Raw genomic sequence first — 22,615 nt, 5'->3', positions numbered from 1 at the left:
TTATGAGAAAAAACATTGTAGCAGGAAACTGGAAGATGAACAAAACCCTTCAGGAAGGGGTAGCATTGGCAACCGAACTCAACGAGGCCTTAAAGAACAAAACTGTTAATTGCGATGTCATCATTGCACCGCCGTTTATTCATCTGGCAAGCGTGGTAAACGCAATCGATACCGAAAAAATCGGCGTATCAGCACAAAATTGTGCCGATAAACCCGAAGGAGCCTATACCGGTGAAGTTTCAGCAAAAATGGTTGCATCTACGGGAGCAAAATATGTGATTATCGGTCACAGCGAACGCCGCACCTATTACCACGAAACGCCCGAAATTCTCAAAGAAAAAGTATTGTTGGCACTTGCTAACGGCCTGACGCCCATTTTCTGTATCGGAGAAGTGTTGGCAGAACGCGAAGCCGACAAGCATTTCGAGGTAGTGAAATCGCAAATCGAACAGTCGTTGTTCAACCTTTCGAAAGAAGATTTCGGCAAACTGATTCTTGCCTATGAACCCGTTTGGGCTATCGGCACCGGTAAGACCGCAACGGCAGCACAGGCACAGGAGATGCACGCCTTCATCCGCAAAACCGTAGCCGACAAATACGGTAAGGATACGGCCGAAGACCTCTCCGTTTTGTATGGCGGCAGTTGCAATGCATCCAATGCAAAGGAACTTTTTGCCAATCCCGACGTAGATGGCGGTCTTATTGGCGGAGCTTCGTTAAGCGTAGATAAGTTCATGCCTATTATCGAAGCTTTTTAAGCGCATTAGGGAATTTTACCACAGATTAGTGGGTTAATCTGTGGTATTTCCCTAATTTTGCCTATTCTTTTTTGCACACGAATCAATGATGAAAAAGCTGTTTTATTTTTTGCTCTTTTGTTGTGTTTCAACTTCATGGATGAATGCACAAGAAACAAAAAGCATCATCGACGAACTGAATACCTATTATCCGGGTAAAGGTCGTGTAACCATCTTCGAAGATGAAGCCATCAAAGGAATTGTTGGTCGGCCTATTACGCCGAAACTGCCGGTTTATGCCGATCCCGGAACCGTTCCCTATGTGAAAATGCGAGGCTATAAGATACAAGCCTTTGCCGGTAACGATCAGCGGACTTCCAAGAATGAAGCTTACCGAAAACAAGCTCTCATCAACCAGGCGTTTCCCGAGTTGGAGACGGTGATCATCTTCGAGTCGCCTTTTTGGCGCTTGCGTGTGGGCAATTTCAGAACAAGAGAAGAGGCCGAAGAGGTCTTAAACGAAATGCGCAAGGTTTTCCCTTCGTTTGGGAAAGAAATGTATATTGTACCGGATGAGGTGAAAATACCGGTTGATCAACCCGTCAATTAATAAATGCACAAAACTAAGTCAGACAGTATGTCTATTATTGAAACCACAGAAAAAAAAAGTCAAGCACTTCTTATTTCGGATCACGTAAAAGAGGTGATCGCGTTATTGGGTGAAGATGTAAACCGCGAAGGTTTGCTAAAGACCCCCGAACGGGTAGCCGAAGCCTTGCAATATTTGACCAAAGGGTATGCAGAAGATCCCGAAGAAATGTTGCGCGGCGCGCTGTTTAAAGAAAAATACCGTCAGATGGTCATTGTGAAAGACATCGATCTGTTTTCGCTTTGCGAACACCATTTGCTCCCTTTTTTCGGGAAAGCCCATGTGGCTTATATCCCCAACGGATACGTCACCGGTTTAAGTAAAATTGTTCGCGTAGTTGAGGTATATGCCCGCCGGTTGCAGGTGCAGGAACGATTAACCACACAAATTAAGGAATGCATTCAGAACACCCTGAATCCGCTGGGTGTAATGGTGGTCATTGAAGCAAAACACATGTGCATGCAGATGCGCGGAGTAGAAAAACAAAATTCCATTACCACCACTTCCGATTTCACCGGAGTTTTCAATCAACAGAAAACACGGGAAGAATTCATCAATCTCATCAAGAAAAGTCCCCTCTTTTAAGAAACTCTTTTGAAGGGGGTCTCACAATGTCTTTTCACCCGCTTTTGTCGGCTTCACGCCTTATGCTTTTTTCGCCAGTCGTTTTCGCTCGGTTTCGTCGAGAATGATTTTTCGGATACGCATCGCTTTGGGGGTCACCTCCACGTACTCGTCTTCCTTGATATATTCCAGCGCTTCTTCGAGGCTGAAAATAACCGGAGGAGCCAGTTGGGCCTTATCGTCGGTTCCCGACGCGCGCACGTTGGTGAGTTTTTTCGATTTGGTTACATTCACCACCAAGTCGCCCTCTTTGTTGTGTTCGCCCACTACCTGACCTGCATAAACTTCGGTTTGCGGTTCGATGAAAAAACGCCCCCTGTCCTGCAGTTTATCCAACGCATATGCATATGCGTTGCCCGATTCGCCGGCAATAATCGATCCGTTTTGCCGTTTTTCGATGGGCCCTCTCCAGGGTTGAAATTCCAGAAAACGGTGAGCCATGACGGCTTCGCCGGCCGAAAGGGTGAGAACGATGTTGTTTAAGCCGATGATTCCTCTCGACGGGATGCTGAATTCCATGTGCATTCGGCCGTTCTTGTTTTCCATGGAAAGCAATTCGCCTTTGCGGCGCGTTACAATATCGATGATCTTGCTGGCATATTCTTCGGGAAGATTGATGGTGAGCTGTTCAACCGGTTCATAATCTTCGCCTCCAATTTTTTTAATGATGACGCGTGGCTGTCCAACCTGAAATTCATAACCTTCGCGTCGCATGGTTTCGATCAATATCGACAAGTGCAACACCCCCCGTCCGTACACAATCCACGAATCGGAACTGTCGGTTTCTTCCAACCGCATGGCCAGATTTTTGTCCAACTCGCGCACCAACCGTTCGTAGATGTGTCGTGAGGTGATGTATTTTCCGTCCTGACCAAAAAACGGCGAATTGTTGATGGTGAAGAGCATCGACATGGTGGGTTCGTCAACGGCAATCGGATCAAGGGGTTCGGGATTTTCCAAGTCGGTAATCGTATCGCCGATTTCGAACTCTTCGATACCCACCAAGGCACAAATATCGCCCGATGACACCTCATCCACTTTTACCCGATCGAGTCCTTCAAAGACATTCAGTTCTTTGATTCGGGTTTTCACGATAGTACCGTCGCGTTTGCACAGTGCATAATCGACGTTCGGGCTCAACGTACCCCGATGCAGGCGGCCAATGGCTATTCTCCCCACGTAATTGGAATAATCGAGTGAAGTAATGAGCAGTTGCGGCGTGCCTTTTCGCATTTTCGGAGCCGGAATGTATTTGACGATGGCATCGAGCAGGGGAGTAATGTTGGTTGAAGGTTTTTTCCAGTCGTCCGACATCCATCCCTGTTTTGCCGAGCCGTATATCGTGGGGAAATCGAGCTGATCGTTGGTGGCACCCAAATTAAACATCAAGTCGAAGACGGCTTCCTGCACCTCTTCGGGGCGGCAATTGGGCTTGTCCACTTTATTGATAACCAGTATGGGTTTGAGGCCGATTTCGAGTGCTTTTTGCAGTACGAAACGGGTTTGAGGCATGGGGCCTTCAAATGCATCCACCACAAGCAGGCAACCGTCGGCCATGTTAAGTACACGCTCCACTTCACCTCCAAAGTCGGCGTGTCCCGGAGTGTCTATAATATTAATCTTCGTATTGTTATAGCGGATGGACACATTTTTGGACAGGATGGTGATTCCGCGTTCACGTTCCAAATCGTTATTGTCGAGAATTAAATCTTGAGTGGGTTGGTTGTTGCGGAAAAGGTGTCCTGCCAAAAGCATTTTGTCCACCAGGGTGGTTTTGCCATGATCGACGTGAGCGATTATGGCTATATTGCGAATATCTTGCATCTAACGATTTTTTTTTTTGAGCGTGCAAAGTTACGCATTTTGAAGGAAAAATACTAATAAAAAAGCTTCTGCGGTGAACAGAAGCTTTTTAAAATTTCATTTTTTTGTGTTTTAATGCCTAATCTTTTATTTCTTTACGGTGGCGTTGTTTACAATTTGAACAGGATTCAGTTCTTGAATTTTCTTCATCACGCTGTCAATATCGGCTTGTTTTTTAGCCTCTCCTTCAAGGGTTACCACACCGTCTTTCACACTGGCCGTCAGCTTGGGATAAGTTATCAATATCTCGGGCAGACTGGCTTCGATAGTTTTATCAAGCTCGGAGTAATCCGGAGCAGGAGGAACTACTTCCACGTTGTTTACTACCGATTTGATATTTTTCACTGTACCTACAATGCTGTCAATCGCAGCTTTTGTAGCATCATCTTTAACAGTACCTGTCAGCGTAGCAACTTTGTCGGTCACTGTTACAGAAACATTTGCGGCATCGGGATTTGTTGCCAATGCCTGTTGAATTTGAGCCTGAAGATCGGCATCACTCACTTGCTTGCATGAAGTTATGCTCGTTCCTAGAACCAGCACAAACGTTAACAATGAAATTAATTTTACTGCTTTCATAACTTTTTTGATTAGAGATAAAACACTTATATTTAAACGATATCAATTTTATAAACATACATGAGGATGGAAATGTTCGATCAGCATACATAAATTATGTTTTAACCGGCTAAATAATATTAAAACATTTTTCTTATTTTTCGAAGAAAGGGCTGAAAATAATCAAACCGGTTTTTTCAGGTAGCCGATAAAAGTAAACATCCGCCTTTTTTTCGGATAGGAAAAGTCGTTGTCGTTGGCATAGGCTTCGCGTTCGAAACCGATATTTCGGTAGCCTTGATACCGGTCTTTGTATTGTATCCAACGGATAAGCCATTCTATCACATACCAAAGATAAAAACCGATGATGCCCAACTCCAGCATTTGCCGGGTATGAATGGATTCATGGTTGATGATATGTTCATCGAGTTGCGGCTGATCTTTTCGGGCGAAAACGATACCGAAAAGATTGATGGCACGAAACCCTTTGACCGGCAGCAGCGTCGAATAGATAATTTTCATTTTGTCGGATAGTCCGGTGATTTTTTCCCCGGTCAAAGTTAGCAATTATCGATAAATTTCGTACCTTTCGCCGACAAACTTTTTAGGCTTTTTTCAGCTTCCTTTAACGGGTGGGTTGCGCATATTCATCAGTGAACTACGGCTGTATGGTTACTACGGAAAGCGTAGATATGCTGCTTTACCAATCGGGAAATCGAAAGAAAGCCTAAGAAAATAATGCGTAACGTTATAATTTTCAAAGTGAGATGAAAACATTTTATTCGACCGGCGTCTTGTTTTTACTGATTATGTTTGTTGTGTGCCCCACAGTCCGTTCACAGGAAAAAACGGCAGCGGTACCCAAATCGCCTTTCACCATCGATCTATGGGAAAAAGGATTGCCCAATTCCAACGGCATGGAAGCGCAGGGATACGATGATGCAAAGTATAACTTCAAGCCGTGCATTACGGTATATCTTCCCAAAGCAATCCGACCTGCAAAAGCGGTAGTTGTGTGCCCCGGAGGAGGATATGCCAATTTGGCCATGAATCACGAAGGACACGACTGGGCTCCTTTTTTCAATAATCTGGGTATTGCCGTGGTGGTACTCAAATACCGCATGCCCAACGGCAATCACGAAGTGCCGTTTTCCGATGCCTGTGAAGCCTTGCGTCTGACCAAAGCACATGCCGGCGAATGGAACATAGACCCCGATTGTATCGGGATTATGGGCTCATCGGCCGGAGGACACCTGGCTTCGACGGTGGCAACCCATGCACCGGCAGAATTGCGACCGGCTTTTCAGATCCTGTTTTATCCGGTCATCACCATGAACAAGGAGGAAACCCACAGCGGTTCGCGCCTGAATTTGCTGGGAGAAAATCCGACGGAGGAGATGGAAAAGTCGTATAGCAACGAATTGCAGGTCGATTCATCCACTCCGCGCGCTTTCATTGCTTTATCCGATGATGACAGGGGAGTAAAGCCCGTTAATTCCGTGAAATACTACCTGGCACTGCAGCAGCAGGGCATTCCCGCGGCTCTATATATTTATCCGAGCGGCGGTCACGGCTGGGGCATCCGTGAATCGTTCAAATACCACATCGAGATGCTGACGGAATTGCGCTCCTGGCTGGCAACCTTTTGACGACTGTGAGGGTGATTTTCGCAGTCCAATTTGGTAATATGATTTAATCATTCCCGGTTTTTATCTGCTGAGCGAAATCTCTTTGTTTTTACGTATTTGTCGAGATGGGTTTGTTCTTCACATTTACTTAAATTCAAAGGAAACGGATTAGAGCAAATGACTTGTCACTTTAACAATCCACGAATTATGCAGGCTGCCTCCCACAACCAGTTTTCGAGAGTTTTTATGTCAAGGTCGTTCTGTATGGTCATAAGTCTTTTGTTCATTGTTTTGTTGATGACTTCTTCGTTTTCCCATTAATTTCAATGAAAAACGAACGATTTTACTAATACCACAACAAATATAACGTTAATTTTTTAAAACACGCTCTAAATAGAAAAACATTTTCCGGAAGCAGTAAGGCGTTCCGGCATACGCTATATTTGTCCGAAAGGTAACCAACATTCCCGTTATGGATGGATAAATAGTTTCTTATTTAAATCCTACACTTTCCTACACTTTCCTACGCTCTCTTATGTGGCTAAAACCCGCTCCGGATCTAACTTTCCTACACTTCCTACACTTCCTACACTTGCGTCTACAAAACCTTACATCTGCGCCCTGCGAGCTTCGATATCTCTTTTATCCGTCGGTAAACCCCATGAACCGCGATCGTTACATATCCCCCTCTGTTTCTGTATCTTTCATGAATCTGTGAATCCCATGAATCCGATCAATCTTGCCTACCCCAATGCGTCTGCATTCCGATTACTTTATCCTGTGGTCTAGGTGTATGCAAATAACATCTCTATGGCTTGAAAATGAAGTAACAAGAGTGTCAGAGCAAACGTTTTTCATTTTCTGAATTTTTCTTTGAGAAATCATGTCCATGGATGCCGCTTACAGCCCGACCGGATGGATCGACTTGTTTTTTGAATGATTCATCCCATTCCAGGGCAATGGGAGAACTGCAGGCAACCGAAGGTACAGATGGAACACACGAGGCGGCGGAATCGGAAGAGAAAAATTCCGAAAAAATACTTCGATAGAGATATTCTTCTTTTGTAAGTGGTGGATGAATAGGGAAACGCGATTCGACGTGAGCCATTTGTTCATCGGTTACTTCTTTGTCGGCTATGGCTTTCAAGACATCAATCCAATTGTAACCCACACCATCGGAAAATTGTTCTTTTTGACGCCAAACTATTTCTTTCGGCAAATAGTTCTCAAATGCTTTTCTGAGGATGTGCTTTTCCATTTTTCCATTACCTGGCATTTTATCTTTGGGATTAAGCCGCATGGCAACATCGATAAATTCTTTATCGAGGAAAGGTACTCTTCCTTCCACACCCCAAGCCGCCAGTGATTTGTTGGCTCTAAGGCAGTCGTACTGATGTAGTGTGCTCAGTTTACGTACGGTCTCCTTGTGAAATTCTTCGGCATTGGGTGCTTTGTGGAAATAAAGGTAACCGCCAAAAATTTCGTCGGCACCTTCACCTGAGAGTACCATTTTGACACCCATGGATTTAATGAAACGCCCCAGAAGATACATGGGAGTGCTGGCGCGAACGGTAGTTACATCATAGGTTTCGATATGGTAGATGACATCGCGGATGGCGTCCAATCCCTCTTGCACCGTATACGTAATTTCGTGATGAATGGAACCGATGTGTTTGGCTACAATACGAGCGGCAGCAAGGTCGGGAGATCCTTCCAGACCTATGGAAAACGAATGGAGTTGAGGCCACCACGCATCTTCTTTGTTATCCGTTTCAATACGTTTTGGAGCATATTTTTTTGCAATAGCAGAAATGATGGAAGAATCGAGTCCGCCTGACAGCAATACCCCATAAGGAACATCAGACATGAGTTGACGTTCCACTGCTTTTTCCAGTGCTTCACGAAGAGTTTCTATGTCGGAAGGATTATTTTTGACGTTTTCATATTCCATCCAGTCGCGCACATACCATTGGGTAGGTTGACCATCAGGGCTATAATAATATTGTCCGGGTGGAAATTCCTCAAATCGGATACAGTATCCTTCCAGTGCCTTCAGTTCGGATGCCACGTAATACGCGCCATCCTTATCCCATCCCTGATAGAGCGGAACGATTCCGATATGGTCGCGTCCAATCATAAAACGATTGTTTTCGGTGTCGTAAAGAGCAAAAGCGAAAATGCCATTTAAATCTTCCATGAAATGGGGACCTTTATCGCGATATAAGGCCAGGATTACTTCGCAATCCGAGTGAGTAAGAAATTCATATTTCCCTTCGTAGCGTTTCCGGATTTCGCGATGGTTGTATATTTCGCCATTGACAGCAAGAACCAGTTTCCCGTCTTTGCTGTACAACGGTTGTTTTCCCGATTGAGGGTCAACAATGGCAAGCCGTTCATGTGCCAGAATGGCGTTATCGCTAGTGAAAATTCCCGACCAATCGGGTCCGCGGTGACGTAGTTTTTTCGACATTTGCAGCAGTTGAGGCCTAAGTTCCTCTGCAGGACTTTTGATATTGAAAGTACAAACGATTCCACACATACTTTTGAAATATTATTTGCATGTTTTACCCATAAGGATTTTATGTATTTCGTCGGCGGTTTTACGGCCTGAAGCAATGGCTCTGACTACGAGACTTGCTCCTGTTGCAGCATCACCGGCAGCAAAAACGTTGGGAACGCTGCTTTGGCAATTTCTGTCGACGGCGATATTGCCTCTTTGATCGTATTCGATACCCAATTCATCGAGCAATCCGTCATGAACCGGATGAACAAAACCGAGTGCCAACAGTACCAGTTCCGCCTCAATAGTATACGTCTTGCCCGTCGGGATCATGATCATTCTCCCAGTGTCGTCTTTTTTCCAGTCCACTTCTTCTACCAACACTTGACAAACATTACCGCTTTCCCCTTTAAAGGCAAGGGTATTCAACGACCAACGTCGATCACATCCTTCTTCGTGAGAACTCGATGTTTTAAGTACGTAGGGATAATATGGCCACGGGGTGTCGGGATTTTTCCCTTCCGGTGGTTTGGGCAGAATCTCGATTTGGGTCACTTTCAGCGCTCCCTGTCGAATGGCCGTTCCCACGCAGTCCGAACCGGTGTCCCCGCCGCCGATAACCAATACCTGTTTGTCTTTTGCCGATATTCTTTCGATGGATGCGGGCATTTCCTCCATCAACAACCGATTTTGTTGAGAAAGAAAATCCATGGCAGAGTAAATACCTTTCAGATCTCGTCCTTCTATTTTGATGTCCCGAGGTTGTCCTGCACCAATGGCAACGCATACGGCATCGTATTCGGTTATGATTCGAGCGTCGGAAATGTCTTTACCTATTTGTGTATCGGTTTTAAAAACAAGACCTTCTTCTTTCAGTAGCCGGATACGGCGGTCGATGACGCTTTTTTCCAGTTTAAAATTCGGAATGCCGTAACGCAGGAGACCGCCAATATGGCGATCTTTTTCGAAAACCGTAACCTGATGTCCGTTGCGGTTCAATTGTTGTGCTGCAGCCAGACCGGCCGGTCCTGAGCCTATAACGGCCACTTTTTTGCCGGTACGGTATTTGGGTGGACGGGGTTTGATGAGACCTTCTTCAAACGCTACTTCTGCAACAGCTGCTTCATTTTCGCGAATGGTTACGGGAGCTTCATGAAGAGAAAGTACACACGATTTCTCGCAAGGGGCCGGGCATACTCTTCCGGTAAATTCGGGAAAATTATTGGTTTCGTAAAGCACGTCGATTGCTTTTTCCCATTCGTTTTTGTAAATCAGATCTTGCCATTCGGGCATTCTGTTTCCCAAGGGACATGCCCAATGGCAGAAAGGAATGCCGCAATCCATGCAGCGGGAAGCCTGTAGTTTGCGGTCTTCCCGGTTTAAGGTCTGTTCTACTTCTCCAAAGTCGTGAATTCTTTCCAGAATAGGGCGATAACCTGCTTCCTTACGGGGTATAGTTAAAAATGCTTTTGGATTTCCCATTTTAATAGTCCCTTTCTATGTTTTCGAGTTTGCGATTGAGTTCTGCCATTTTTTCTTCGTGCAGTACTTTTTTGTATTCAATCGGTGTTACTTTGATAAATTTTTTTACATATTCTTCCCAATTGTCCAATATGCGCTTTGCCAAAGGACTTTCGGTATAATTATAATGATTGCTGATGAGATGATAAAGCGCTTTTTCGTCTCCCGTTTCTTCAATCAGCGAGAGTTCTACCATTTCCATATTGCAGAAATAGTCGAAATCGCCTTTTTCGTCGAGGACGTAAGCAATGCCGCCACTCATTCCGGCAGCAAAGTTTCTCCCTGTCGGGCCAAGAATAACGGCGCGACCTCCCGTCATGTATTCGCAGCAATGATCGCCCGTACCTTCCACCACGGCAATGGCCCCGGAGTTGCGTACACAAAAACGTTCACCTGCTACACCATTGATATAGACTTCACCGGAAGTGGCACCATAGAGCAATGTGTTTCCACAAATAATATTTTCTTCGGGCGAGAAAGTACTCCCTTTTGGAGGTTTTACGATAATTTTTCCTCCGGAAAGACCTTTTCCCAAATAATCGTTGGAATCGCCATTCAGGTAAAACGTTACTCCTTTTGCCAGAAAGGCTCCGAAACTTTGTCCTGCAGATCCATCGAAGAAAACCGATATCATATCTTCCGGCAATCCGATTTCACCGTATCGCTTGGCAATTTCACCCGAAAGCATGGTTCCTGTAGCTCTGTCTGTATTCCTGATTTTTAATTTGAGTCCTAGCGGTGCGATGAGGTCAAGAGCAGGCTTGGATTTACGGATAAGTTCTTCATCGAGAACATGTTCCGTTTTATGATCCTGATCGGTTGTTTTGCGGATGGCAAAATGACGGGATTCTTCGGGAAAATAAGTGATTCGTGATAGATCGATCTTTTCGGTTTTGGGAAATTCCGGTAGATGTTTGCGGAGCAGCAGATCGGAGCGACCGATAATCTCGTCTATTGTTTTGAAGCCCAATTGTGCCAAGTGCTCGCGTACGTCTTCGGCCAGAAAGCGGAAAAAGTTGACCAGATATTGATATTCCCCGGCAAACTTTTCGCGCAGTTTTTCGTCTTGGGTAGCAATTCCAACCGGACAGGTATTTATATGACATTTGCGCATGATAACGCAACCTAATACAATAAGGGCACTTGTGGCAAAACCGTATTCTTCGGCCCCTAGCAGGGTTGCAATAATTATATCGCGTCCTGTTTTCAGTTGTCCGTCGGTTTGCAATTTGACTACACCGCGCAGATTGTTCATTACCAGCGTTTGTTGCGTTTCCGCCAAACCGATTTCCATAGGCATTCCCGCATGTTTAATGGAACTTGCTGGACTGGCGCCGGTTCCTCCTTCAGCTCCACTAATCAGAATCAAGTCGGCTTTGGCTTTGGCCACGCCGGCAGCAATAGTGCCTACCCCTGTTTCGGAAACAAGCTTTACGCTAATGATTGCTTGGGGGTTTACATTTTTCAAGTCGAAGATCAGTTGAGCCAGGTCCTCGATAGAGTAAATGTCATGATGGGGAGGAGGAGAAATCAATGAAATGCCGGGAATGGAATGCCGTGTTTTGGCAATAATTTTATCCACCTTATATCCGGGCAATTGTCCTCCTTCTCCCGGTTTAGCCCCTTGGGCAATTTTAATTTGAATTTCATCGGCATTCACCAAATATTCGGTAGTGACGCCGAAACGTCCCGAAGCGACCTGTTTGATGGCACTGCGCGTACTTAGACCGTCTTCCCGCGGTTTAAAACGTTCAGGATCTTCGCCTCCTTCTCCTGTATTACTTCTTCCCCCGATAAGATTCATGGCTATAGCCAACGATTCATGTGCTTCGCGACTGATAGAGCCGAAAGACATGGCTCCTGTACAGAATCGTTTCATGATGTTTTCTACCGGTTCCACTTCCGAAATATCGATAGGATTTCTTTTATAGTCCAGTAAATCGCGAATGAAAGTTGGTACAGGTTTGTTATCGGCCATCCGAGCATATTCTTTGTATAACTTATAATCGTTTTTTCGCGTTGCCAGTCTGAGTTTTGCAATGGTTTCCGGATTCCATGCATGATACATGCCGTTGACGCGATAGGAATAAATTCCGAGATTCTTTAAATGAAAACTTTCGTTGTTACTTGGATCGAAAGCATCATTGAAAGGTTGCAGCACTTCGGCAACGATGTCTTCCATGTCTATCCCTTCAGTTTTGGAAGAAACGCCTTTGAAGTACGTATCGAGTACGTTAGACGAGATCCCGAGCGCTTCGAAAATATGAGCACCGCGGTAACTTCTCAACGTCGAATTACCCATTTTCGAAAGTATCTTTAGCAATCCCTTGTTGATGGCTTTAATGTAATTATTTTTCGCCGCCGAAAAATCGAGTTGAATTTCTCCCGCTTTTACTTTACGATTGAGGATGGCAAAGGCCAGGTAGGGATTCACTGCATTTGCACCAAAACCAAACAGCAAGGCAAAATGCATGACTTCGCGTGGTTCGGCACTTTCTACCACAATATCGATCTGCATGCGTTTGCGCTTTTCCACCAGGTACAAATGAACGGCAGAGGTGGCCAGCAGCGAGGGAATAGGTGCGTGATCGGCATCGACACCGCGATCGCTCAACACAATATAATTTTTCCCTTCATCCACAGCTTTCTCTACTGCAATGCAGAGATCATCGATGGCTTTTTTCAGTCCTTCGGCACCACTTTTCGGATCGAAAAGCATAGGTAAAACGGCTGCTGAAAATCCCTTATATTGCAGGTTAAGAAGAATGTCGAATTGAGTATTGGTTAATAGGGGACTTTTTATCTTTATGATTTTGGACAATTCGGGAATCGGTTCCAGTAAATTTTGGTGTGTGCAGCCGATGTATCCTGTCAGCGACATAACCAATTCTTCGCGAATGGGGTCGATGGGGGGATTGGTCACTTGCGCAAACTGTTGCCTGAAGTAGTTGAAGAGGCGTTGGGGCTTTTCGGAAAAGGCCGGGAGTTCAGCATCGTTCCCCATAGAGGATGTGGGCTCTTTCGCCTCGTTGGCCATCGGTATAATTATTTTCTCTATATCTTCTACAGAATAGCCAAAAGCTGTAAGGAGTGTTTCGTAGTTATTTATGTCGTTATTTACACTTCTCCCCGAGGAAATCGTATCCAGATTGATACAGTTTTTGTTTAGCCATTCCCGGTAAGGAAATGCATTTGCCAGTTCCTCTTTCAATTCCTGATCGGAAAAAATCTTTCCGCTGAAGGTATCCACGAGGATCATTTTGCCGGGCTTCAATCGGCCACGGGCTTTAATGTTGGCAGCTTCAATTTCGATAGTTCCCGTTTCTGAAGCAATGATCATGGTGTCGTCATAGGTGACGGTGTACCTGGCAGGGCGCAATCCGTTGCGGTCGAGCATTCCGCCGGCATAACGTCCGTCGCTGAAGAGAAGGGCAGCAGGACCATCCCACGGTTCCATCAGCATGCTATGATATTCGTAGAATGCTTTTACGCCGTCGGATATCGGGTTTTTGTCGTTGAAGCTTTCCGGAACGAGCATTGCCATGGCATGCGGAAGTGTTTTTCCCGACCTTACCAGGAATTCCAGGGTATTGTCGATGGAGGCACTATCGCTCATTCCGGGTTGTATGACAGGATAGAGTGCTTTCATATCACCCAATATATCGGATTGGAGTACCCCCTCTCGACTTTCCATCCACTGACGGTTTCCGCGGATGGTATTGATTTCGCCATTATGAGCCAACATGCGGAAAGGTTGTGCCAAATCCCAGGTAGGGAAAGTGTTGGTACTGAATCGAGAATGTACCATTGCCAGTCGACTCGAGAAATTTTCATTGCTGAGATCGGGAAAATAACGGCGCAATTGTAAAGAGGAAAGCATTCCTTTATAAACCATTTGTTTGTTTGAGAGGCTTACAATGTAGAAATTCCGTTCTTTTCCAATCTCAGACTGCATTATATTTTTTTCGATTTTTTTTCGAACGATATATAATTTTCTTTCCGGATCGTCGGAAAGGGCAAATCCGGTTATAAAAAGCTGTTTTATGGCAGGTTCTTCAGATCGTGCAATTTCCCCGATGCAATCGCTGTTCACGGGAACATCACGAACATGCAGCAGGATCAGTCCTTCTTCTTCCACTTTTTCTTTGATTACGTTTAAGCAGAATTGTTGTTTCCCTTCTTCTTTGGGAAGAAAGACTAATCCGGTGCCGTATCTCCCTTCCGTTGGAACGGCAATTCCTTGCAAAAGAATAAATTCGTGAGGTATTTGTACCATTATACCTGCACCGTCGCCGGTAGCGTTATCGGCACTTTCGGCTCCGCGGTGAACCATATTTTCCAATACACGAAGTCCTTTTTCTACAATTTCGTGCGACTTTTCACCGTTCAGGCTCATCACCAATCCTACCCCGCAAGCATCATGTTCATGCTGAAATGAGTAGAGCGATTCTTTTTCGAATTGGGAGATACGCCGGGCTGCATTATTTTCTTTCATATTTTTATTCCTCATTATATCTTTGTTAAAAATAGTGGATAATCACTTACCCACTATTCCGAAAATTCTTATATAAGAATTTTTTTGATTATTCTACTGCGTTATATATTAGTTGATGAACAATAATTCGCGGTATTTGGGCAGTGGCCACATCTGGTCGTCCACAACGAGTTCGAGTTTATCCACATGATAGCGGATAACATTAAAGTAGGGGAGCACCGTATCGTGATAGGCTATTGCTTTTTCTCTGGCATCTTCTATTTTGTTGGCTACTTTTCGTGCCTCCACCATATCGTCCACATTTTTTTTGATAGCGGCAATGTGTGTGGCTATTTCTTCAATGAGTGATGCATCTTCTTTGGATAATTCAGCGGCTTTTGTTTCATTGAATACGGTTTTCATTTTACAGATATTGTCGAGCAAAACCGATTGGTATTGTGTAGCGACCGGAATAATGTGATTGATGCAAAGATCACCGAGTACACGCGCTTCGATCTGAATTTTTTTGGTGTAGATTTCCCATTTCACTTCGTTGCGGGCTTCCAGTTCTTTTTTTGTCATGACTCCGGTGCTTTCAAACATCTCTACCGATTGATCGGAAGTGTAAGCATCGTAAATCAAAGGGACGCTGGTTTCACAGTCGAGGCCCCGTTTTTCGGCTTCCATTTTCCATTCTTCGCTGTAATTGTTACCTTCGAAGCGAATGGGTTTGCATGCTTTGATGTAAAGTCTGATCGTATCGTAAACGGCTTCTTCTTTTTTCATGCCCTTTTTCATTTTTTTGTCGATTTCGCTCTTGAATTCGGTCAATTGGGCAGCTATGGCAGCATTTAGAGCAGTCAATGCCGACGAGCAATTTGCCGATGAACCCACAGCCCTGAACTCGAAGCGATTGCCGGTGAAGGCAAAAGGTGAGGTGCGGTTACGGTCGGTATTGTCGATCAATACTTCGGGAATATGTGCTACCCCCAATTTCATTTTCTTTAATTCTTCGACCGTGATTTCGTCGTCTTCCGAGCTATATTCGATTTTATCCAAAACTGCCGAGATCTGTTTGCCGAGAAATACCGAAATGATGGCCGGCGGCGCTTCGTTTGCGCCTAATCGGTGCGCATTTTGGGCAGACATGATCGACGCCTTCAGCAGTCCGTTATATTTGTAAACAGCCATCAGTGTATTTACCAGGAAGGTGACAAACTGAAGATTTTCGTTGGCCGTTTTTCCGGGAGTAAACAATCCCACACCGGTGTCGGTTCCCAGCGACCAGTTGTTGTGTTTGCCCGAGCCGTTGATTCCTGCGAACGGTTTTTCGTGCAACAGGAGTTTGAAATGATGCTTAGTCGCGATTTTGTTCATCAGCGTCATTATCAATAGATTTTGATCGACCGCCAAGTTGGTTTCACTAAATATCGGTGCAAGTTCATACTGGTTGGGCGCTACTTCATTGTGCCGGGTTTTTAAGGGGATGCCGTATTTATAGGCTTCAAATTCAACTTCACGCATAAAAGCCGCTACCCGGGGAGGAATTGCCCCAAAATAATGATCTTCCAGCTGTTGGTTTTTGGCACTTTCATGACCCATCAACGTCCTTCCGGTGAGTACCAGATCGGGACGTGCTTCATACAATGCCTGATCTACCAGAAAATATTCTTGTTCCCATCCTAAGTAGGAATAGACTTTTTTTACATTCGGGTCGAACAGTTTGCACACTTCTACGGCTGCTTTATCCAACGCAGAAAGTGCTTTGAGCAGCGGCGTTTTATAATCGAGCGCTTCCCCTGTATAGGATATAAAAACGGTAGGGATACACAGTGTGTCGTCCATAATAAAGGCCGGAGACGAAGGGTCCCATGCGGTATAGCCGCGTGCTTCAAACGTGTTGCGGATACCGCCGCTCGGGAAGCTCGACGCGTCGGGTTCTTGTTGTGCCAGGAGTTTCCCGGAAAAAGTTTCCATCACTTCCAGATTCGATCCTCCGGCATAATCGATAAACGAATCGTGCTTTTCGGCAGTTCCGTCTGTCAGTGGTTGAAACCAATGGGTATAGTGTGTTGCACCCATTTCCAGCGCCCACATCTTCATGCCTACGGCCACATGGTCGGCAATTTCCCGTTGAAGGGTTGTGCCTTTGTCGATAGCTTCCAGGACTGTCCGCATTGTTTCTTTCGAAAGGAATTTGGCCATTTGTTTTTTGTTGAACACGTATTTCCCGTAATAGTCGGATGGCAATTTGTCCGGTGCCGAAATTTCCAGGGGTAGATGTTGTGTTGCTTTTTCTATTGCTGTAAATCGTAATGTTGTCATAATTGGATAAATATAATGGGTTGTTAGTCGGACTATGCTTTAATTTCAATAATAATGTTGAATAGTGATGATGCAAAAGTAGCAATATTATTTATTTCGTCAAAATATTTTGTCAATATATTTCTGAATGATGATATTATTTAACAAAATGGTATGAAATATCGATTTTATGTTTTATTTTGTTCTTTCATATATTTCTCATACATAAACACACTGTTATTCTATCTTTCCACAGATTATTTTTTAATTGTAGGCTTTTTCCCCGTGTTCGAAAAAGTCGATTCCGATTTCTTCTTCTTTGTTGCTTACTCGAATTCCCATCGTGTTTTTTAAGATGAAAAACAAAATGAATGCGCACAAAATGGCCCATCCGCCTACGGTAACCATACCGATGATTTGGCTAACCAACACACTGGCATTTCCACCATAGAAAAGGCCTAATAAATCGGGATTGTGGGAAAAGAATCCTACCATTAACGTTCCGAAAGTGCCGTTGACTCCATGAACGGAAATTGCGCCTACAGGATCGTCTATTTTTACGATCTTGTCGAAAAATTCTACAGCAAAAACAACCAACACGCCCGCCATCAATCCGATAACGATTGCTCCGCCCGGCGTAACTACATCACAACCGGCAGTAATCGCTACCAGACCCGCCAAAACGCCGTTCAGTGTCATGCTGAATGTGGGCTTGCCATATCTGAGCCAAGTTGTGATTAAAGTTGCAATACCTGCTGCGGCGGCAGCACTGTTCGTAGTTACAAAAATATTGGCTACCAAATTCGGATCAGATAAACTGAGCGTGGAACCGGGATTAAACCCAAACCAGCCAAGCCAGAGAATAAAAACTCCCAGTGCGGACAGCGTAAGACTATGTCCCGGAATGGCATTTGCTTTACCGTTTTTATATTTTCCTTTTCGAGGTCCAAGAAATGCAGCGCCTACCAATGCGATCCATCCGCCAACTGAATGAACTACAGTAGATCCAGCAAAATCGTGAAAAGGGGTCTGCATTGTCGAAAGCCAGCCGCCTCCCCATACCCAGTGACCCGAAATGGGATAGATCACGGACGAAATGATCAGGCTGTACATTAGGTAGGCTTTGAATTTGGTTCGCTCTGCCATTGCTCCCGATACGATGGTTGCCGCAGTTGCAGCAAATACCAGTTGAAAGAAGAAAAATGCGGGATTCGGAAGGCCTAAGGATGCACCGTGGTCCACTTTTGAAAACCATTCGATCTTTCCGATGAATCCATTTCCACTCCCAAACATCAGTCCGTATCCGATAAGCCAAAAGACAATGCTTCCGATACAAAAATCTATCAGGTTTTTGAATAAGATGTTAGTGGTGTTTTTGGTTCGCGTAAATCCTGCTTCAACCAATGCGAAACCTGTCTGCATAAAAAATACCAACGCTGCCGTCAGCAATACCCAAACTGTATTTAATGCGGATAATATTGATGTGTCCATATGTATGATTATTTATTTATTTATGAGTCTGCTTTAAAAAGTCCAAATTGCTTAAAATAAATTTTGTAAAAACTTGATTATCACGTTTATTTTTTTACTCGTTTTCGATAAACAAGACTTATTCAAGTGGACTCATTTATTCTTTGATGTATAATGATTCGGGACCCCTTTCACCTGTCCGGATTCGAATGGATTCTTCGATGGGTGAAATGAATATTTTTCCGTCGCCCATGTCTCCCGTTCTTGCTGCTTTGATGATGGCGTCGCAAGCCGGATCGACGAATTGTTCACGGCAAACAAAGGAGATCATGACGCGTTCTATCATTCGCGTTTCGTAAACGGTAGCCCGGTATATCGAACTCGCTTTTTCGTTGCCCACGCCGGTAACTCCCCAATACGTCAGGAAGTCTATTCCTACATTATGAAGTTCTTCAACAACTTCATCGTAACATGATTTTCTTACGATAGCTTCAATTCTTTTCATATTCTTGCTTGTTTTGAAATTAATTGTTTTTTTTATAAGGTAATGCCTGCAACCACATAGCATTTTTGAGTGTTGGGATTTAAAACGATGCTTCCTTTAACAGGAAAGGATAATGTGGCTGATATCGGTATATCTTTTGTAATGCCGATACCGATATTCGTAATATTGAAATTTCCGCTCTGGGAGTGCCAACCGTTGCCACCGCCTACGAAAATTCGGAAGTTTTTGTACGAATAATCAGTTTCAAAATACATATCACTTCCTTGTGAACCTGCCCCGCCGGCTTTGTTTAGGATATAATTGCCGGTAATGTTAAACCCTGTAATTCCGTATTCAACGTTTATTTCGAAAGCGTGAGATCCGGTTTCCTTGCTCACATCGAAATAATCGTTCCCGTTTTCTATGCTCGGGAAGTAATAATCGGTCAAACCCAGCCAAAGACCGAAATCAAACTGGTATTTGGCAAACAGGTCGGCCTCAAGATAGCCGTCTGATCCGGCGGAACCCCAGCCGCCAACCGCAAATCTTTCTGACGAAAACGTGACTGTCGGCTGAATGGATGCATTGGACAGATAAAGGCCACGCCACACATAAGAGCTTACAATGTCGGCACCTGCCGACCAGTTCGAGGCTGTTTCCTGAGCATACGAACCCAGCGTCATAACGGCCAGTACAGCTGTAAATGAAATTTTCTTTTTCATAACCTATAAACATTTAGAAATACATAATGATATTATTTCGATGCAAAGATAAATAAAAAGATATCTAATATCAAAATATAATACCAAAAAGATTGAATTTTATTTGAAATAAAATCAATATGACATATTTAATTTCTTGTGGAATAACAAATTGGCACCTTCTCCGTACCAAGGCTGCACCATCCTCGCTCCATGCTTGCATCAGACTTGCGTCATCCTCGCATAAAGTTTGCTTTGGCTTCGCCTCTGTATTGCGCTCTACATGCGGCATGTACATAGGTTTACTTTACACTGACCTTACGGAATCCGATGTTGTCGTCCCTGCTTAGAAGCGAAGGAAGAGCGAAGGAGAAGCGAAGGAGAAGCGATAAAAGGCCTGCAAAACTCATCTACTGAACAAAAACGTGGTTAAACCGAATGTCGGGAATTGCCCCCGCTTGTTTTCTTACCGGTAGACGCTGCAAAGTGGTTGGCGTCGTATATTTTTTTGAAAGTATGTTTTTTATTCCTAATTTTGCAGCCGTTTTTAACTGAAAAGATTGTTTTAGGGTGAATTTTAATTTTTTGAAGGATTTCCGGCCGGAATTGATCCGTTCGTTACGAAGTTATAATAAAGAAAAATTTACTGCCGATTTGATGGCAGGGATAATTGTAGGCATTGTTGCCTTACCCTTGGCCATTGCCTTTGGTATTTCGTCGGGCGTGACTCCCGAACGAGGAATCATCACGGCTGTTGTCGGCGGTTTTCTGATTTCCCTGCTTGGCGGAAGCACAGTACAAATCGGAGGTCCTACCGGTGCCTTCATTGTCATTGTTCACGGTATCGTCGAACAATATGGATTTGAAGGTCTGGCTATTGCAACCGTATTGGCTGGCATCATGCTGATATTGATGGGGGCTCTCAAACTGGGAACGGTTATCAAATTTGTTCCCTATCCCATTGTAGTAGGTTTCACGAGCGGCATTGCCGTCACGATCTTTTTCACGCAAATCAACGATTTTTTTGGATTGGCCACACCGAAGCTCCCGGCGGATTTTTTAGAAAAATGGGCTGTCTATTCGCAATATTTTCACACGATTGACCCGTGGACCACGTTGGTAGCCGTGGCCAGTGTTCTGATTATTTTTGTGACGCCGAAAATCTCCCAAAAAATACCCGGAGCGCTGGTGGCCATTGTCTTGATGACCGTTGTGGTGTATTTGATGAAAACATATGGCGGTATCCACAGCATTGAAACTATCGGCGATCGGTTTGCCATCAATGCCGATTTGCCTGAGGCAAAACATATTGCCTTTAATCTCGAGAGTGTCCGCCTGCTTTTCCCTTCGGCTTTTACCATTGCTATGTTGGGAGCCATCGAGTCGTTGCTCTCGGCAACGGTGGCCGATGGGGTAACCGGGCACAGGCACAACTCCAACATGGAACTCGTGGCGCAGGGAGTGGCAAACATTGTTACCCCGTTTTTCGGCGGAATACCGGCTACAGGAGCCATTGCACGTACCATGACGAATATCAATAACGGTGGTCGGACTCCTGTTGCGGGGGTGGTACATGCGGTGGTTTTATTGTTTATTTTGTTGTTCCTTGGCGATTTGACAGGCTACATTCCTATGGCTTGTCTTGCCGGTGTATTGGTTGTGGTTGCATACAATATGAGCGAATGGCGTACGTTTTTGTCGTTGACAAAACAATCGAAATCGACACTGGCTGTTTTGCTGACTACGTTTCTGCTTACCGTGATTTTCGATTTGACCATTGCCATCGAGGTAGGGTTGTTGTTGGCCGTTTTTGCTTTCATCAAACGCGTCACAGAAAGTACCGAGATTTCGCTTATTACCGATAAAATCGACATGTCGAAAGAAATCGAGTCGCACGCGGATAATTCAAATGACGAGGTGCTCTACTTGCCCAAAGGGGTTGAGGTGTACGAAATCGTCGGACCGTTTTTCTTCGGTATCGCCAATAAGTTCGATGAAAAAATGCGTACCATCGGCGATCGCCCGGCTGTGAGAATCATACGAATGCGGAAAGTTCCGTTTATCGATGCTACCGGATTAAACAACCTGGAAACCTTGTGTCGAAACTCCCGCAAAGAGAAAATAGCGGTTATTCTTTCCGGCGTAAAAGAAAATGTGCACGAAAGCCTCAAAAAATCGGCTATTCCCCAACTCATCGGAGAAGAAAATATTTGTTCCAATATTCATTTGGCAGTTGAACGGGCAAAAGTGCTGACCGAAATGAAAGGGAAGAAAGATTTGAGGAAAGATGCAAAGAAAGATCCAACGAAAGAGAAAAAATCCCGTCGCAACGAAGAACACGAATTAAACGAAAAAAATTAATGCTCATCCTCACACCAAGGCTTAGAGTTCATCATTATTGAGTTGGATCATTCAAACGATTACGCGAGTAATTTTAGTCCGACTTCCCCCGTCGGGCAGCCAACACCTATGGCGACATCAACCACACGATACCTTTATTCAAAACAAAAACGTTTTTCATTGTTTTTGCTTAAAAAAACCTGCACAAAACCTATCGTGAATGTTGCTCTTTTAAATTGAAAACTTTTTGGTCGTTTCGATCGTTATAAAATTGTTAGATTTATATCTAACATAACATCAATTTTTCATTAAACAAACACAATGCACTATGAAAAGAATCAGTTATGTAATGATGATGGTCTTTGCTGCAATGCTGACCATGGGATGGACGTCTTGCACGGATGAAGAAGTCAACGAAACAAAAATGATTATTAGGCCGTGGAACTTGATTTCCAAAAAAGTACTGGGAGTTGAAACACTCAATGAACCGTGTGAGCTGGATGATGTATGGAATTTTAAATCGGATGGGTCATATACCATTGATCCGAATGAAAAATGTGGAGATGAAACAATGAAAACGGGTACATGGTCGTTATCGGCCGATGGTAGTTCGCTTACGCTCAATGGTGTTGGGGTTTTTGAAGTTGTTGAAATCTCACTTTCAAAATTGGTAATAAAGATGGAGGTAGCAGGAGTAGGATTAACCGTATGGACGTTCGATTAATGTGAATTATCTTTTTATTAAATGCAATATCTGAGCAT

At 44.3% G+C, this 22,615-nt stretch carries 16 protein-coding genes; 6 read left to right on the top strand and 10 right to left on the bottom strand.

Annotated features, from left to right (window positions below; translation table 11 throughout):
• Nucleotides 1-2: 2 nt before the first annotated feature.
• The 3 genes from tpiA to folE all read left to right on the top strand — a co-directional run bounded on the left by tpiA (nt 3) and on the right by folE (nt 1,971).
• Complete coding sequence (gene tpiA / locus OLM34_RS01215) at nt 3-758, top strand: triose-phosphate isomerase (RefSeq protein ID WP_264404660.1); 756 nt, start codon at nt 3-5, stop codon at nt 756-758.
• 139 nt (nt 759-897) lie between these two features.
• Complete coding sequence (locus tag OLM34_RS01210; RefSeq protein ID WP_264404659.1) at nt 898-1,347, top strand: SPOR domain-containing protein; 450 nt, start codon at nt 898-900, stop codon at nt 1,345-1,347.
• 27 nt (nt 1,348-1,374) lie between these two features.
• On the top strand, nt 1,375-1,971 hold the full coding sequence (gene folE, locus OLM34_RS01205) for a GTP cyclohydrolase I FolE (RefSeq protein WP_264404658.1): 597 nt from the start codon (nt 1,375-1,377) through the stop codon (nt 1,969-1,971).
• Between the two features lie 60 nt (nt 1,972-2,031).
• Here the strand turns inward: folE and typA are convergent, their stop codons facing one another.
• The 3 genes from typA to OLM34_RS01190 form a co-directional block, all read right to left on the bottom strand.
• Nucleotides 2,032-3,834 carry a translational GTPase TypA gene (typA, locus tag OLM34_RS01200; protein WP_264404656.1) on the bottom strand — a complete coding sequence of 601 codons (1,803 nt, stop codon included), beginning with the start codon at nt 3,832-3,834 and terminating at the stop codon, nt 2,032-2,034.
• A 126-nt stretch (nt 3,835-3,960) separates the two neighbouring features.
• The gene (locus OLM34_RS01195; RefSeq protein ID WP_264404654.1) at nt 3,961-4,452 is read right to left on the bottom strand and encodes a BON domain-containing protein; all 492 of its coding nucleotides are present in this window, start codon (nt 4,450-4,452) and stop codon (nt 3,961-3,963) included.
• Nucleotides 4,453-4,614: 162 nt separating this feature from the next.
• Entirely contained in the window at nt 4,615-4,953 is a 339-nt protein-coding gene (locus OLM34_RS01190; RefSeq protein ID WP_264404653.1) for a hypothetical protein, read from the bottom strand.
• Between the two features lie 245 nt (nt 4,954-5,198).
• Between OLM34_RS01190 and OLM34_RS01185 the strand changes: the two genes are divergently transcribed.
• Nucleotides 5,199-6,080, top strand: a complete 882-nt coding sequence (locus OLM34_RS01185) for an alpha/beta hydrolase (protein WP_264404652.1) — start codon at nt 5,199-5,201, stop codon at nt 6,078-6,080.
• An 817-nt stretch (nt 6,081-6,897) separates the two neighbouring features.
• Here OLM34_RS01185 and asnB read toward each other — a convergent pair.
• The 7 genes from asnB to OLM34_RS01150 all read right to left on the bottom strand — a co-directional run bounded on the left by asnB (nt 6,898) and on the right by OLM34_RS01150 (nt 19,534).
• Entirely contained in the window at nt 6,898-8,598 is a 1,701-nt protein-coding gene (gene asnB / locus OLM34_RS01180) for an asparagine synthase B (RefSeq protein ID WP_264404650.1), read from the bottom strand.
• 12 nt (nt 8,599-8,610) lie between these two features.
• The gene (locus OLM34_RS01175; RefSeq protein WP_264404648.1) at nt 8,611-10,041 is read right to left on the bottom strand and encodes a glutamate synthase subunit beta; all 1,431 of its coding nucleotides are present in this window, start codon (nt 10,039-10,041) and stop codon (nt 8,611-8,613) included.
• A gap of 1 nt (nt 10,042) precedes the next feature.
• Nucleotides 10,043-14,575, bottom strand: coding sequence for a glutamate synthase large subunit (gltB, locus tag OLM34_RS01170; RefSeq protein ID WP_264404646.1), 4,533 nt, complete (start codon nt 14,573-14,575; stop codon nt 10,043-10,045).
• A 108-nt stretch (nt 14,576-14,683) separates the two neighbouring features.
• Nucleotides 14,684-16,879 carry a glutamine synthetase III family protein gene (locus OLM34_RS01165; RefSeq protein ID WP_264404644.1) on the bottom strand — a complete coding sequence of 732 codons (2,196 nt, stop codon included), beginning with the start codon at nt 16,877-16,879 and terminating at the stop codon, nt 14,684-14,686.
• 243 nt (nt 16,880-17,122) lie between these two features.
• A complete protein-coding gene (locus OLM34_RS01160; protein ID WP_264404642.1) occupies nt 17,123-18,349 on the bottom strand; it encodes an ammonium transporter in 1,227 nt (408 codons plus the stop codon).
• 136 nt (nt 18,350-18,485) lie between these two features.
• The gene (locus OLM34_RS01155; protein ID WP_264404640.1) at nt 18,486-18,833 is read right to left on the bottom strand and encodes a P-II family nitrogen regulator; all 348 of its coding nucleotides are present in this window, start codon (nt 18,831-18,833) and stop codon (nt 18,486-18,488) included.
• Nucleotides 18,834-18,865: 32 nt separating this feature from the next.
• On the bottom strand, nt 18,866-19,534 hold the full coding sequence (locus tag OLM34_RS01150) for a TorF family putative porin (RefSeq protein ID WP_264404638.1): 669 nt from the start codon (nt 19,532-19,534) through the stop codon (nt 18,866-18,868).
• Nucleotides 19,535-20,083: 549 nt separating this feature from the next.
• Here OLM34_RS01150 and OLM34_RS01145 point away from each other — a divergent pair.
• Nucleotides 20,084-21,874, top strand: coding sequence for a SulP family inorganic anion transporter (locus OLM34_RS01145; protein WP_264404636.1), 1,791 nt, complete (start codon nt 20,084-20,086; stop codon nt 21,872-21,874).
• Between the two features lie 307 nt (nt 21,875-22,181).
• The gene (locus OLM34_RS01140) at nt 22,182-22,577 is read left to right on the top strand and encodes a lipocalin-like domain-containing protein (RefSeq protein WP_264404634.1); all 396 of its coding nucleotides are present in this window, start codon (nt 22,182-22,184) and stop codon (nt 22,575-22,577) included.
• Nucleotides 22,578-22,615: the final 38 nt, after the last annotated feature.

The sequence above is a fragment of the Anaerorudis cellulosivorans genome, assembly GCF_025943985.1.
GTDB classification, from domain to species: Bacteria; Bacteroidota; Bacteroidia; order Bacteroidales; family Dysgonomonadaceae; genus Anaerorudis; species Anaerorudis cellulosivorans.
The sequence above is the reverse complement of the archived record's forward strand: the minus strand, read 5'-3'. Positions and strand labels throughout refer to the sequence as shown.

What these genes read in the sequence shown, in the direction of transcription:
- tpiA (WP_264404660.1), top strand. Translation starts at nt 3, where the DNA reads ATGAGAAAAAACATTGTAGCAGGAAACTGGAAGATGAACAAAACCCTT.
- OLM34_RS01210 (WP_264404659.1), top strand. Translation starts at nt 898, where the DNA reads ATGAATGCACAAGAAACAAAAAGCATCATCGACGAACTGAATACCTAT.
- folE (WP_264404658.1), top strand. Translation starts at nt 1,375, where the DNA reads ATGTCTATTATTGAAACCACAGAAAAAAAAAGTCAAGCACTTCTTATT.
- typA (WP_264404656.1), bottom strand. Translation starts at nt 3,834, where the DNA reads ATGCAAGATATTCGCAATATAGCCATAATCGCTCACGTCGATCATGGC.
- OLM34_RS01195 (WP_264404654.1), bottom strand. Translation starts at nt 4,452, where the DNA reads ATGAAAGCAGTAAAATTAATTTCATTGTTAACGTTTGTGCTGGTTCTA.
- OLM34_RS01190 (WP_264404653.1), bottom strand. Translation starts at nt 4,953, where the DNA reads ATGAAAATTATCTATTCGACGCTGCTGCCGGTCAAAGGGTTTCGTGCC.
- OLM34_RS01185 (WP_264404652.1), top strand. Translation starts at nt 5,199, where the DNA reads ATGAAAACATTTTATTCGACCGGCGTCTTGTTTTTACTGATTATGTTT.
- asnB (WP_264404650.1), bottom strand. Translation starts at nt 8,598, where the DNA reads ATGTGTGGAATCGTTTGTACTTTCAATATCAAAAGTCCTGCAGAGGAA.
- OLM34_RS01175 (WP_264404648.1), bottom strand. Translation starts at nt 10,041, where the DNA reads ATGGGAAATCCAAAAGCATTTTTAACTATACCCCGTAAGGAAGCAGGT.
- gltB (WP_264404646.1), bottom strand. Translation starts at nt 14,575, where the DNA reads ATGAAAGAAAATAATGCAGCCCGGCGTATCTCCCAATTCGAAAAAGAA.
- OLM34_RS01165 (WP_264404644.1), bottom strand. Translation starts at nt 16,879, where the DNA reads ATGACAACATTACGATTTACAGCAATAGAAAAAGCAACACAACATCTA.
- OLM34_RS01160 (WP_264404642.1), bottom strand. Translation starts at nt 18,349, where the DNA reads ATGGACACATCAATATTATCCGCATTAAATACAGTTTGGGTATTGCTG.
- OLM34_RS01155 (WP_264404640.1), bottom strand. Translation starts at nt 18,833, where the DNA reads ATGAAAAGAATTGAAGCTATCGTAAGAAAATCATGTTACGATGAAGTT.
- OLM34_RS01150 (WP_264404638.1), bottom strand. Translation starts at nt 19,534, where the DNA reads ATGAAAAAGAAAATTTCATTTACAGCTGTACTGGCCGTTATGACGCTG.
- OLM34_RS01140 (WP_264404634.1), top strand. Translation starts at nt 22,182, where the DNA reads ATGAAAAGAATCAGTTATGTAATGATGATGGTCTTTGCTGCAATGCTG.